General features: G+C 38.3%; 11 protein-coding genes. 6 read left to right on the top strand and 5 right to left on the bottom strand.

The window, feature by feature from the left end:
* Positions 1–91 precede the first annotated feature (91 nt).
* The 6 genes from DRF60_RS00560 to pth all read left to right on the top strand — a co-directional run bounded on the left by DRF60_RS00560 (position 92) and on the right by pth (position 5,187).
* A complete protein-coding gene (locus DRF60_RS00560; RefSeq protein ID WP_116010187.1) occupies positions 92–910 on the top strand; it encodes a hypothetical protein in 819 nt (272 codons plus the stop codon).
* Positions 911–915: 5 nt separating this feature from the next.
* On the top strand, positions 916–1,731 hold the full coding sequence (locus tag DRF60_RS00555; protein ID WP_116010186.1) for a hypothetical protein: 816 nt from the start codon (positions 916–918) through the stop codon (positions 1,729–1,731).
* Positions 1,732–1,738: 7 nt separating this feature from the next.
* On the top strand, positions 1,739–2,482 hold the full coding sequence (locus DRF60_RS00550) for a hypothetical protein (RefSeq protein WP_116010185.1): 744 nt from the start codon (positions 1,739–1,741) through the stop codon (positions 2,480–2,482).
* A 152-nt stretch (positions 2,483–2,634) separates the two neighbouring features.
* The gene (locus tag DRF60_RS00545; protein ID WP_116010184.1) at positions 2,635–3,507 is read left to right on the top strand and encodes a hypothetical protein; all 873 of its coding nucleotides are present in this window, start codon (positions 2,635–2,637) and stop codon (positions 3,505–3,507) included.
* A 98-nt stretch (positions 3,508–3,605) separates the two neighbouring features.
* Positions 3,606–4,538 carry a hypothetical protein gene (locus DRF60_RS00540; protein ID WP_116010183.1) on the top strand — a complete coding sequence of 311 codons (933 nt, stop codon included), beginning with the start codon at positions 3,606–3,608 and terminating at the stop codon, positions 4,536–4,538.
* A gap of 85 nt (positions 4,539–4,623) precedes the next feature.
* Positions 4,624–5,187 carry an aminoacyl-tRNA hydrolase gene (pth, locus tag DRF60_RS00535; RefSeq protein WP_116010182.1) on the top strand — a complete coding sequence of 188 codons (564 nt, stop codon included), beginning with the start codon at positions 4,624–4,626 and terminating at the stop codon, positions 5,185–5,187.
* A 209-nt stretch (positions 5,188–5,396) separates the two neighbouring features.
* Here pth and DRF60_RS00530 read toward each other — a convergent pair whose 3' ends face one another.
* The 5 genes from DRF60_RS00530 to DRF60_RS00510 form a co-directional block, all read right to left on the bottom strand.
* The gene (locus tag DRF60_RS00530) at positions 5,397–6,032 is read right to left on the bottom strand and encodes a carbonic anhydrase (RefSeq protein ID WP_116010181.1); all 636 of its coding nucleotides are present in this window, start codon (positions 6,030–6,032) and stop codon (positions 5,397–5,399) included.
* Between the two features lie 45 nt (positions 6,033–6,077).
* Positions 6,078–7,670, bottom strand: coding sequence for a SulP family inorganic anion transporter (locus DRF60_RS00525; protein ID WP_116010180.1), 1,593 nt, complete (start codon positions 7,668–7,670; stop codon positions 6,078–6,080).
* Positions 7,671–7,810: 140 nt separating this feature from the next.
* Complete coding sequence (locus DRF60_RS00520; protein WP_116010179.1) at positions 7,811–8,110, bottom strand: hypothetical protein; 300 nt, start codon at positions 8,108–8,110, stop codon at positions 7,811–7,813.
* A gap of 23 nt (positions 8,111–8,133) precedes the next feature.
* Positions 8,134–8,802, bottom strand: coding sequence for a carbonic anhydrase (locus DRF60_RS00515; protein ID WP_116010178.1), 669 nt, complete (start codon positions 8,800–8,802; stop codon positions 8,134–8,136).
* A gap of 338 nt (positions 8,803–9,140) precedes the next feature.
* A complete protein-coding gene (locus DRF60_RS00510; RefSeq protein WP_116010177.1) occupies positions 9,141–14,102 on the bottom strand; it encodes a T9SS type A sorting domain-containing protein in 4,962 nt (1,653 codons plus the stop codon).
* Positions 14,103–14,655: the final 553 nt, after the last annotated feature.

Here is a 14,655-nt window from a genome sequence, read left to right as displayed (position 1 = left end):
AATTCTACAGCATAATTGCTTTATTAGTACGGGTTTACGGGTTTGTAAATGGTTTTTTATGATTTAAATTCATACCTTTGCAGCCCTTATTATGAAAAGAATTATTTATTGCGCAGCCGGGCTTTTATCGCTTTGTGTGAACGCGCAGGTGGGAATTGGGACATCTACTCCTAAATCTACTCTCGATATCAATGGGAAAACCACCTTAAGAAAAGAACTTAGAGTAGGCGGTACATCCGCCCAGGTTGGAAATGCAGGTCTGAACGGGCAAGTTTTGGTCTCACAGGGAGAAGGTCTGCCTCCTGTCTGGAAATCATTGAATGTTTCCTTTATGGAGGAAGGGCAGTACAAATTGATCAATTCATATTTGTCATCAGATCAGGCAGGTATTACAGAACTCTCCAATGGTGTTGCGGCAGATAATGTTTATAAGAACAATGTAGGGGATGACATTAGCGATACATCAAAAGGGAGATGGTTAAAAATTGCCGGACTTGAGAACAATTTTATCATCAAAAACGGAAAGAACAGGCTTACTTACCAGTTTCAAACAGGTGTTGAAATGAAGGCTCCGTCTGCAACAACTTCCCAGTCTGTCACTTTTACCTGCGGGGTTTTCAGAAATGGCAAATTGGTAGCGGTACGTCCGGATAAGATCGTTTCGAACAATAATACAGAGAAGCTGGGGATTCAGGATTATATTTTCACCCTTAATTATACAGAGCAGAATGTTCCGCTAGGCGCACAGAAGCTTGAGGTGGCCTGTAGAAAAATCAATTCCTCAAATCTAAGTTCACAGTTTACAATCGGGCGTAATGTATCTGATACCAATACGGTTTCCAATGCATTTACCCTGGAGTCTGTTATGAAGATTGATGTTATTGAATACGTAACTTATAAAAGCAATTAATTGTGATGAAAAATATTATTTCGATCCTGTTTTTTATGACAGGGCTGTCTCTTTCTGCCCAAGTGGGAATTAAAACGGATTCACCAAAAGCGAAGCTTGATATAAACGGTGATATGAATCTAAGGAATAAAATCGTTGTTCTTAACGTTACGGATAATACTTTGTCTCAGGGTAATAATGATCAGATTCTTGTTTCTCAGGGAGAAGGTTATCCTCCGATATGGAAGTCACTGCGTATTCCTGAGTATGAGCCGAATAAGTTTTATCTTATCTTCAATAACTCCTTTTCAGACAGAACCGGAGTAAAATTTACCAATAGTGAACAATCCAGTATTACTGCCAAAAATACGGTTTTTATTAAAGGAGCAGACATTTCAAGCCTCCCGGGATTTAAGAAAATCACAGGCCTGTCACAGCCTATCAATGTATTCAGCACAGAAAGTAAAACGTATTTTCAGTTTGAAACTGTGGTACAGGCTAATCTTCCTGTGAATGGGACACCTGATATTTCCATAGATTATGCATGCGGTATTTTTGTGGATAATAAGCTGGTTAATCTCAGACAGAGAAACTTAAAGGCAAGTAGTGCAGGGAGTACCTTTATTACACACAATCAGATAGGGATAGTAACTAATCTTTCCAAAGGACAGCATGACGTAAGTGTTGCCTGTTCAAGGCTGGGATCTTACAGAACTGCAAGTGATGTTGTATTGGCTATAGGAATAAATGCAGATACCAACATTAACAGTTTTATTACTCAGTCTTCCCTGAAAGTTGATGTGTATGAGGTTCCTCAGGTATTTAATCCAATTATAAATTAATCCAGGCATGAAAAAAATTATTATCATAAAGTCTTTATTTTTTGCAGTGTGGGCAACTGCGCAAGTAGGAGTGAACACGCCAAATCCTGTCAATATGCTGGATGTAAACGGTGACCTAAACGTTAGAAGAGAAATCAGGACCGGGGGGACGAATCTGCTGAGAGGATCTGCCGGATCTGCGGGAACTATTTTTCACAACAATTCAGAATTGAATGTGAATGACTGGAAAAATATAAAAATTGCCGATGGGCAGGGAAGTATGTCAGTATTTTCATTGAATACTGTTGCAGACCAGACAGGAGCAAGCTTTTCTACTCCTAACGGTTCCACCTCTCCTTATTCGGAAGGGACAACGATTACCTCTGAATGGACAGTTCTTCCGGGAACTGTTGACACTTTTTCCATTACCAATGCTGTGAATAAAGTGGCGTTTACCTTTCAGACCACCGCCCAAAAAACGGGAAATTCGAATGCTTCAACAGGTTTTGCATGCGGTATCTTCGTAGACAATTCACTCAGAGCAGTGAGGACAGATGTTTTAATAGGCTCTGAAGGAAGTTACAAGATATTCAACCTTAATGCAACACTTACGAATCTTACTCCTAAGAACAATTATAATGTAAAGGTGGCCTGTACAAAAAGAAACCTTAATTCTGGAACATTGGGAATAGGAAGGGCAGTAAACACAGAGTATCTGAACAATGAAATGTCTCAGTCTGTTTTAACGACATCTGTCCTGCAGCCTTATTAATTTCATGATGCATCATAAATAAAGACCTGAAAACATTATGTTTTTAGGTTTTTTTTTGTAAAAAGATACAGATTGTTATGAATTTGTTGAATAAGTAAATGTTTTCGTCAAAAAAATGAATTATATTTGTCAACTCACTAAAATATTTTTTCATGGGAAAAAACTATCTTTTTAAAATCATTGCCGGGGTATTTTTCGGACTTATGGTTTCATGTGACAATTCTTCTTCAGATCAATTCGAGCCGAGCGCCAATAATGGCGGAAACAACGGGAACCCTACTCCTCCAGCCAGAGTTCTGGAAAAGATTACAGTAAATGGCATTATTCAGGAAGAATATACAGTCAATGGTACTGCTTTTCAGAAAGGTATGTTTAGAGATGGAAATACCAGTAATTATTATACGGGTACGGTAACCTATATCAGTAATAAAATTGGGAAAATAAAGTTTCTTGGAAGCCTAACCGGAAGTATGACTTATGATTTTAGCGTAAGTGAAGACAGCAAGGGCAATGTTTACAGTGCCACGTGTACCGGTACCGCTGCTACTGCATTCGATTCTTTTGTAAGTGATTATATATTTACTTATGATGCCAGCGGTAAGAAGCTTGTGAAAATCCTTGAAAAAAGAAAGGTGGCCGGAAATACAGCATACAGTTTATTCACAGAAAGTACTTTTACCTATATGGGAGATAATATTTTCAAGGCTGAATGTGCGAAAGGAACGCTGACAGCAACCGGAGAACCTAATATGGCTACTGCGAAGATGACTGTTTACAGCTACCAGAATTATGATTCCAAGGTTAATCCGTTCTCCACACTCCCTAAAACATTCTTTACTGCATGGAGCCTGGTCCGTCCTGAGAATTTTTATAGAATTTCTCCGAATAATCCAACATCGGTATATGTAATGCCGCCATCTCCCGCGCCTGCAGTAAATACACCTATGACCTATTTGTATGATGCCTATAATTATCCTGTTTCGGATAAGGATCTGCTTCTTAAATATACTTACAGAACTCTATAAAGCCCAATTGATTATCGGTTTTACTGGAATATAAATAAAAACATAACTTTTGTTCAAAAAAAAGTTATATTTGTCAAAAAATAAACAATTACCTGGAAATGAAACAGCTTTTCTACTTTATTTTACTAATAGCAGGACTTTCATCAATACATTCCTGTAAAGACATGTTAGACGAAGACGGGGATCCTTTATTGGACCTTAATGAAACAGGAGGGCTGATTGGCCCGAGAGCATTATACAGAGAAATTACAGATAAGGATACATTAGCAGAATATCACTACAGTGGACTTTTGGTTACGAAAGTAATCACAGATAGTGCTTCAGTCATAAACATTGCATACAGCGGTGACAAAGTAAGCCAAATTAACTTTAATGGATTTTTGGATCTGGATGGAAACGGGAAGCTTGATAAAGACAGTGTTTCTTACAGCCAGCTATTTACTTATGGGCCCAATGATAAACTGGTAACTATTTCTGAAAACCGTTCTGTTTTCAGAAGACCTCCACCTGTGCCACCGGCAACTAATCCTGGACCACAAACGCTTTTAAGAAAAACAAAGGCTCTTTACGATTTAAAATATAACGCATCTACAGCAAAGCTGGATTCTATTATCATGAGAAATGGTCCTGATGTTTCCGGAACACCATTTGCGTTTATCAGCTATTCTAAAACAGGATATACTTATTTAGGGGATAATGTATCCAGAGTGGTAAGAAATTATGGTCCTATGGCTGGAGGGGCATTTGGAAGGCCTATTAACAGATTTGCCTATGACTTTGTAAATTACGATACTGAGATCAGTCCATTTACACTGCTTCCTTCAGCATACAAAATTTCAAGACTTTTATCTACTGAAATTAATGATAAGGAAAGCCATATCTTATCTCCGAATAACCCTAAAAAAGTATCGGTAACGGATCTTATTCCTCCTATCCCGTCTCCGATTAGCTGGACAACTAATTACAACTATGATCCGCAGACTTATATGACTAAAGGATTTGGTGTAAACTACATTTATAAGCCTTTTTAAAAGAATCTTTAAAATATACGGGCCCAATCTTTTGTAAGATTGGGCTTTTTATTTTTTATCCCTTAATTTTGCAAAAAATTTCTGAATGAAATATTTAATAGTCGGGCTTGGAAATAAAGGCCCTGAATACGAAAATACACGTCACAATATAGGATTCAAAGTAGCTGAAAAAATAGCTGAAACACTGGAAGCTTCATTTAATACGACCAATTTCGGCTGGATGGCAGAAGGAAAATACAAAGGAAGAAAGGTTCTTGTCCTGAAGCCGGATACTTATATGAATCTTTCAGGAAATGCTGTAAAGTTTTGGATGCAGAAAGAGAATATTCCACTGGAAAATGTACTCATCATTACAGACGATCTTGCGCTTCCTTTCGGGACTTTAAGAATGAAAATGAAAGGTTCTGATGCAGGCCACAACGGACTGAAAAGTATTAATGAAACGCTTAATACCCAGAATTATGCAAGGTTGAGGTTTGGGATTTCTGCAGACTTTTCCGAAGGCCGCCAGGTAGATTATGTATTGGGAATCTGGAATGAAGAAGAATCTGAAAAACTGAGTGAAAGAATTGAAAAATTCTCCAAAGCCAGTCTGTCCTTTGTATTTGCCGGTATTAATAATACGATGTCAGCATTCAACGGAAAATAATTAAGTGTCAACTTAAAAAAATAATTGAATTTTACCTTAATTATTTCTTAACAGCTTTATGAAGTCTTAATGGCTCACAATCATAGTTATTTCAAAAATAAAGACCATCGGAAAATCTCCGATGGTCTTTTATTGTACTTTAAAATCAATTCCTAATCTAACTATAACATGATTTTTATATGTAATAAAAATGTACAGGTTTTTACATCTTAAAGCCAGGTAACAACTCCGGTTTCAACATCATAATTGGCTCCAACTATTTTGATCTTACCTTCGTCTTCAAGCTTTTTAAGTGTTGAGCTCTGGGTACGGATATCTTCGATAGCACTTTTTACGTTTTGCTGATTCAGTCTTTCCAAAAGCGCACCGTTTTTTGATGAACGTTCCTCACCTTCTTCAATGATTTCATTGATGATTGGATCGAAATGATTAATTAAATGATTCAGATTATCCATTCCCATTCCCTGGATTTGTGCGGCGTCCAAACCGCCTTTTAATGCGCCGCATTTAGTATGTCCTAAAACGACAACAAGCTTGGAACCAGCAACGTTACAGCCAAATTCCATTGAGCCTAAAATATCCTGATTGATAAAATTACCGGCAATTCTGATACTGAAAATATCTCCTAATCCCTGATCAAAGATAAGTTCTGCAGAAGTACGGCTGTCTATACAGCTTAAAACTACTGCAAAAGGCCACTGACCTTCACGTGTTGCATTAACTTGTTCTAAAAGATCTCTGTTAGCTTTTAGGTTATTCACAAATCTTTGGTTTCCGTCTTTTAAAAAATCTAATGCTTTTTCAGGATTAATGGTAGATTGAGTTTCGGATGTATGTGCTTTCATATGATTGATTTATTCTTTTTAAAATTAAAAATTACTGTAATGAGCTTACATAGCTCTTCTGTGTGTGATCAGGATGTGAGAGTCTTCATCAGTTTCATAATCTTTGTATGAAGTCTTGAAGCCTAAAAGTTCCACATTGATATCTTCTTCTTTGGCCCGGATATTGGCGAAATCCTGGATCATCTCCAGTACATCTGTGGCAATATATGAAGTCCCCCTTGCATCAATAGTCACGGTAGAATTAGACTTGATATTTTTTAATGTTTTTTTGATGGCTGCCTTATTCAGGAAAGAAACTTCTTCAGCAAGCTTAATGTTGATTTCATCGGCATCATTCAGCTTTTCTCTGCTCAGATAATAAGCACGCTTCATATTCCCCTGAAGGATATAGAATACGGAAATAGCCAGACCGATACCAACTCCTTTAAGAAGATCGGTTGCCACAACAGCTACAACGGTAGCTACAAACGGAATGAACTGGAATTTACCCAAATGCCAGAAATGCTTGAATGTGGCAGGTTTTGCCAGTTTATATCCTACCAGAATCAATACTGCGGCAAGTGTGGCAAGTGGTATTAAATTCAGTATGAAAGGAATAGTAAGCACGCACACTAATAAAAGCAAACCGTGGATCATGGCGGAAAGCTTTGTGGTGGCACCGGCGTTAGCATTGGCCGAACTTCTTACAACCACAGATGTCATTGGCAGCCCTCCGATAAATGAACTTATTAAGTTTCCGATTCCCTGTGCTTTAAGCTCAAGATTGGTGTCGGTAATTCTTCTCTGTCTGTCTAATCTGTCTGAGGCTTCAATACAAAGCAGGGTTTCAATAGAAGCGACAATGGCAATGGTTGATCCTACTATCCATACCTTAGGATTGGTGAATCCATGAAAATCAGGCATTGTGATAAGATTTTTGAAGTCAGCCAAAGACTGAGGAACCGGTAATGAAACCAAGTGCTGAGTACTGATCGCCAAAGAGCTTCCGGACATTTTGAATGCTTCATTCAGAAGTATACCTGCCACTACTGCTACTAATGCTCCGGGAAGCATTTTCATTCTTTTTAAAGCTGGGATCTTGTCCCATGCAATAAGAATACCTACAGAAACCAGTGTTACTAGGATAGCTCCCATATGTATTGCGCCGAATAATTCTGTGAAGTATCCGAAATTAAGACCGTTGTCAAAAATAGATTCATGTCCTTCGTAATCTTTATCGAATCCCATGGCGTGAGGGATTTGTTTCAAAATAATAATGATACCGATAGCGGCAAGCATTCCCTCAATAACATTATTCGGGAAGTAATTGGATATACTACCGGCTCGGATGAATCCCAGGATTAACTGGATAAGCCCTGCAATGATCCCTGCACAAAGGAAAAGTTCGAAAGCTCCCAGATCTGTAATAGCTGTTAAAACAATAGCTGTAAGCCCTGCTGCGGGACCAGAAACCGATATATTTGAATTACTTAGAAATCCTACTACCAGTCCTCCTACAATACCGGCAATTACACCTGATAAAGGCGGTGCTCCTGATGCTAAAGCGATTCCGAGACATAATGGAAGCGCGACTAAGAATACAACGAGTCCTGAAGGGAAATTCTCCTTGATTCCTCCTATAAATGATGTTTTTTTCATGATGTTTTTGAAAAATACTATAACCGATTGATCTATCTTCAGATAATCAATTATAAAAGATTGGAAATTTAATTTTAAAGCACATGTATACGATATCAGCTTTGATATGAATACTATAAAAATTTAACTATACTTAAAAACTAAGCTTCCGGAGGCGGAGAAAATATGGTGAGTAAGGGCGACAGATGAAAGGAATCATCTATCAGCTCAAAAGATATGCCCTGAAGATCAGGTTCTGAAAACTTCACATAATCGAAAACGTCCAAAGTTTTCGGAAGAGTCTTTTCGTAAACAATAAAAGATGATGGGTGAGAATGTGGTTCTTCTTCATTTATGATTACATTGGTCCTTGCTATATCCCAGCCTGCAACCGCAGCAATGCCCGGCAGTGCTGTGAAGTTTAGGAAAAAGGTCAATACAATAATACTCCAGAATTTCATCTTACATTTTCATTTTAGAAAAACTAGTCTGTTTTTCTGCTCATTACCCAATCAGAACTTGTAAGGTTGTAGATTTTTTGGATGTCTTTCAGAGTTTTCTCAAAATCGATCTTCAAATCAATGATCTTACCTGTTCTAAGGTCAAATACCCAGCCGTGTACAATAGGATATTCATCTATGATATATCTTTCCTGTACGCAGGCCATTTTGATCACGTTGATGCACTGCTCCTGAACATTAAGTTCAACAAGTCTGTCATAACGTTTTCCTTCATCTTCGATAGCGTCTAATTCAGCCTGATGCAATCTGTAAACGTCGCGGATGTTTCTTAACCAAGGATTTAATAATCCCAGATCCTGAGGGGTCATCGCTGCTTTTACACCGCCGCAGTTGTAATGTCCACAAACAATAATGTGATTTACTTTTAAGTGTTCTACGGCATATTGGATTACCGCTGTTGAACTCATGTCTAAAGTATTTATCACATTAGCGATATTTCTTGTTACAAAAACTTCGCCCGGTTTTGTGCCCATCAGTTCTTCCGCTGTCACTCTACTGTCAGAACATCCGATGTACAGAAATTCTGGATTTTGAGTTTTAGCTAATTCTTCGAAGAAAGCTGGATCCTGCTTGATTTTAGACTCTACCCATTTCTTGTTGTTTTCAAAAATAATTTCGTACGATTGTGACATAATTTTCTTAAAAGGTTTATAATTATTTATTTCGTTTAAATTATTTTCAAATTCAATAGATTAAATCAATAATCATGCAAAAATATAATTTTTACCGAAAAGGCAGCCACTTTTAACAAAGTTTAATATTAAAATATGCTTAAAATCATGTTTTAAAAGGGCTGTTTCTGGCATTTCTGACAAATTGTTTTGAAGAATAAATGATCTAAACTAAAAACTTGCATAAAATTACAAACTATAAATGATAAAAATAAAAACCGGAGATTAAAATATTCTTAATTCTATTAAAAAACCGCCTCAAAAATGAGACGGTTCAAGTTTTAAATAGTAATTGGCTATTATTCTTTAATAACTTTCACTATTGTTTCGGAATTGTTGATTCTTACTAAATAAGCTCCCGATATTAAAGAAGAGAGATCCGTACGGTCATTTTCAAACTTCCCTGATTTTACCAGCTGGCCAGACAGGTTATAAATCTGATAATAGTACTCTTTAGCGACATCATTGCCTTTGATATACAGCATATTCTTTACAGGATTCGGGAAGAACTCAAGCTTGTTCTGAGCTACTTTTTCCTCAATCACTGATTTTGCAAGGACATCTTTTGCTTTTGCCAAAGCATTTTTAGGAACCGGAATAGCGAAAGGTTCGTATCTTCCGATCTCGTTTCCATTGGCGTCATACTTGATTTCTGCACAACGGCATGACATCGCAGCCTGCGGACGGAAACCGAACGTTGGCGTTAAATAATACAGCTTATCCGTAGCCCCAACAGTTTGGGTGATCACCGCATTAAACAGCATTCCTAAAGAAGAACCGGCACCACCCTGATTGGCGGCAGTCCAGATTCCGGACTTCATAAAGGTATCCGGATTTCCTCCCAGTTTGGAAGCCTCTAAGGTATTTCCTCCGTTGAATCCTCTTATTCCGTTGTTAGGGAATGTGCCGATATTGTATTCAGGCCTGTTTAAAATAAATCCATATCTGAATGAGCCCATACCTGAGGCATTTCCGTAAACAAAACCGCCCAGATAATTCATTTTGTTGATGTCATAAGCCTCATTGCTTACATAGGTATTGTCTTTACCAGGATCAATCCCGTAAGAATTCGTGAATTTTGCATTGTAGAACCAAGGCGTATTTCCTTTTGAAATAAGGTTTCCAAGGATGACACCAGTAGACACACTTTCCATATCCACGATTCTCCAGCCTGCAGGGCAAGGGTCGTAAGGAGATTTCTCTGTAGCATGTCCCCATCTTTCAGGCATATTCCCGTTTTCATCAGACACCCAGTCTATTTTTGCTGTATCTGTTTGATATAAATAGCTAAGTGGGTTGCTTACAGAATATTTTACTACTTTCTTCAATTTATCTGCCTTCGAATCAGATGCAGAGACATTGGCTGTGGTAGAATAGGTAGTGTAAGGTTGAGTATAGTTCGTTAAATATTCGGGCTCCAACATATTGTTTGCATATGGAATAACTCCTGTAGTTGGGTTGGCAGGATTATTCTGTCTGTACACAAAATAGTCATTGAATGGTCTTCTATTATTAACGAAATGATTGTAAAACATTCCCGGATTATAAAATACCGGTAACGGATCTTTTCTTCCCCACTGGAAATGAAGCCCGCCGCTGTCATGCATTTGGTCCAACCTTGCCACTGCAGCCGGATTATTATTGTTATAAGAACCTAACGGCCCTGTATAAGCAGATGTATTATATCCATAAATATGTTCACTGATAAAAGGAAGCTTTGCCCCTAAATCCCTGTCCATAAAGGTAGTCTTCATAGGAACACCTGCACTGGTCATCGGGTCTACAAACTGATCATTGGCAGGAATAACTCCGCCGTTGGTCGCGTTTTCGGGATCATATGTGTACGTTTCAATAACCGATCTTGGCGCCCAGATATGCCAGCTCCACAGTACCGGATCATTGTGCTTATTCGCTGTCCAGGTACCGCTTCCTACGTGAAGGGCAACGACAGCATTTCCTGTAGCATTAGGATTTAAGGTAACTTTTAAGATGGCAGTATCTATCGGGCCATCTACAATTTCCATCTTCTGGATCAGGCTCGTATTGTTGGTCCAAACCACGGAAGAAGACTTTGTGCTTTCTGCCGGGAAAGAGAAATCTGTGCTTAAATGCAGCTTGTGCATAGCGTAGGCTTTTCTTATTGGAATTTCAATGATCCTGTCATTATCCTTATTGGGATCTACTTTATTTCCGTTCGGATTAGGAGTTACCAAAGCAGGATTGGTGTATTCTACATAACTGTTTGGTAGTTTAGTCCATGATTTTACAGTTTCCGGAGAATAGGTTTCCGTAGTTGAAGCTACGAATTCCGTTTCAAAAGCTGCCGGCATAAAGGCACTGTTAGGGTCGTATATACAACGAACACCGCCACTGCCTATATAAGCACTGCTGGAGAATCTGTGCCATCCCGGTCTTGGTTTGGAGCCGCTTAACGGATCTGAAATTAAAGTTAGACCTGCAGCACCAAATGAAGGATATCTTACCTGATTGATTACTTCAGTTGCCGTCATAAATGTAGACGTTAATAAACCACCATCTGCACTCTGATCCTGGAAGTTCACCACCGGAGTGATCCATCCTGTTCCGTATTTTAACGGACCTGTTCCATTTGGATATGATTCATAATTTCCATTAATAGGGAATTTGCCCAGATTCATTCCGGAAACCCCTGAAAAATCGAATCCAAACTGAGGATAAACCTTGATCCCCGGATAATCAGCATTTAAAGCTGTAGGGCTGAACTCAGGATCAACCGTATTTCCGGTATGTTTTCCCCAAGGACTGTATCTGTTTTCGTTAGGCATTGGAGTACCGGAATTTCTTCCTCCTGAAAAATAATTTGAAGGAACTCTCCAGTTACACGGACATGGATCATATGGTGATTTCAGAGCATATCTTGAACTGGCTTCTCCCACCACAGCATCATCAATATCTGAATAATTCCCCTGGCGAGTATCTCCCCAAAGATCCCACGCTGCGATATTTTCGCGGTAAGGAGGAAGGTATTTCTTGTATTTTTCTTTTGAAAACCACGTGGTGATGCCAACCTGTGTCCAGCTGTTGTTGTCATTCTGTTTTAAGAAATCTTCACCATCATTTAATAAAGCTTCCCCTTTTTTAGCTACAAACACCGGCGTTGCGATAAAGCTGATCGGGTTTTGTATAGAAAATCTGATATTTCCGTTAGGCGTATCTGTTCCCGTATTGATTTCGGCAGTGTATTTATTTCCCCTTACTTTTATGAATTTAGACTGAAAAGCAGGATCTGTGTAAGACAAATTGATCTCCCCATTGATTGGATAAAGGCTTAAGTCCTTAAGACCAAACGATGGAAACGGATCTTTTCTTCCCCACTGGTATTGCAGTCCGGCAGATTTATGCCAGTCGTTGCCTACAAAATTCGCATTAGTTGCACCCAGGTTTCTGTCCATCCACTTCCAGTTGGTAACGGGATTACCATCTTTATCTTTTTCGAAACCGTGATGATAAGTGCTTCCGTTTATAGAAGGGTCATCCGTTGCCCATACGTGCCATGTCCAGTAGATTTTGTCATCCACTTTGTATGAAATAACAGCATTACCTTCTTTTATTTTGTTGATCATTACTTTGATCCTTGCATCTTTTCCTGTGCCTTCTAAAGTAACAGATTTTATGAGTCCAGGTTCATCTTCCCAATACAGCCCTGCTTTGGCAATACCATCCGGAATTTTAGTATAATTTCCATTGTCATCTTTCATAAAATCTCCTCCTTTAGCCCACATTTCGTAAGCTTTTTTTACAGGAATATATAAACCATCCACTTGGCTTCCATTTTTATCCTTTCCGGTAAAAACATAACTGTTTGGAGCTTTGGTCCAGTCTACTGCACTGTTGTCGGGAACAGCTCCTGCATTTAATAGATAACAGGCATTTGCACAATCTGTAGTACTCAGTTTAACGTTGCCAAAAACGCCTACATAATTGATGAACTTAGCAATCTCAGACTCGATGTCTGATAGAGATCTTACAGATTGAGAGGAAGTTGTAGCATCATTTCTTAGAGCACCCATTCCGTAAAGTGTCATTTCAGGAGTATTTGAAATGATTAGGTTTTCAGATCCCGGACCTCTTCTAGTTCCCCCTTGATCGTTGCCATATCCAAAAAATAACGCTCCGTAATTACTCTGTCCCGTTGCCGATTTTATACTGATAAACTGTCCGTCACTTTTATAAACCCGGAATCCTGTTGCCTGGCTGGAAACTACAACAACTGGCTCCTGATCTGTAATAAAATCTGCCAGCTTTTCGTAGATCGTATTGTAGGTGTTGAAATATCTGCTTTGTAATTGATTTGGATTCCTGAAATCATGATAACCTGGTCCGTTTGGATCTCCCGGCCATTGGCTGAATTTCAGCAACAAACCATTGATAGAAAATTTTCCTGCAAACATATATACAGGATCATTATACGTGTACAAATATGGAATAGGATGTCCGGGTATTTCGTTGTATATCGATTCGGGAGTTGCTCCCAATATATCCGTAGGGGCTCCTGAATTCGTCATTTTAACCGATTTTACGCCATTATCATTGTCGATAACAGCAGGGGATGTGGGCGAAAAAACGTTGTCATCCTTTTTGTTATTCATAATAACAGTGCCCAGCTTATTCCACCAATATGCTGAGGTCACCCTGTCCTTTACCCCTGTTACTTTTCCATTAGCATCTGTGATAAGAGTTCCTTCTTTTTTTGGTGTTAGAAGAATAGTGTATTCATTTTCATCCAGATCGCAATTGGCTGCTGAATAATCAGATAACTTGTAATGATTTACTGTTTTACCCCAGTACACGCTGCTGAAATTAGCTGTGCCGGAATCTGAGCTTAATTCAACCTTTAAATTATAAGTGGCGTTTACAGAAGCAGGCAATTCAAAAGTTGCTTTTAGAATCTCATTATACTGATTGTAGGAGTATAAAGTTTTACACCATGCTGTCATCCATTCTCCCTGAGCGTTTTGATACTTGACAGAGAGGAGAATATTACTGTCAGTAAAAGGTTTGGAAAGCTGGCCGCTCATGACGACAAGCCCTTTTTCGTTCACATTTTGTGAAACGATGATAAGAGGATCCAAATCGTAAACACTCGGCGGGACGGGTGTTTTGTGTTTGAATCCAATACTGGTCTCATTATGCCCGGGGACGGGAATTGTCCTCGAAAATGTATGAGACGATGCAATACAGAATACTGCAGCAAAAATCTTTAGTGTCGATTTTTTTTTCATACGTATAAAATTAAAAGTGTTTTTTCGAAATAGGATGTTTGATTTTTGTATGATACAGGGAAATCTATATTATAGACAATGAATTCCAATCCCAACTATTATTGAAGAATAGAATTCGCAATAAATAAAATATTACCTGAGTTGAGGTTAAGTAAAGTGTAAAAATGGCTGACCGTCATTTATTTTTTTTAAGTCGAGGGGCAGTTTTGTCGGGAAGAAGCAATATGCGGTAAGACTCCCCAAAAATGTTCCTCATAAATTACTTACACTTCAATGTCTGTATGTTCTACTTGGCCATGGCTTTTTAATTCATCATTATCGTTTTAATAGAAAGTTATTGACAAAAGCTAATTATGGCAGTTGACAATAATTTTTTTCTTCATTTTTTTTGTTTTAAATTATTATTTAGTATTCATAGATTAAATGGTTTAACAAAATTTTATGTCCATAAATTTTGAATTTTTACATTGCTAAGGTAAGATGGTGAAGCAATGCATCCAAGAAATTGTAGGGCAGATTTATGAATCCTGATGTAAAAATTTATAAATCTTTA

This window comes from Chryseobacterium elymi (assembly GCF_003385495.1).
Taxonomy (GTDB): domain Bacteria; phylum Bacteroidota; class Bacteroidia; order Flavobacteriales; family Weeksellaceae; genus Chryseobacterium; species Chryseobacterium elymi.
This window is presented reverse-complemented; position numbering and strand designations above follow the sequence as displayed.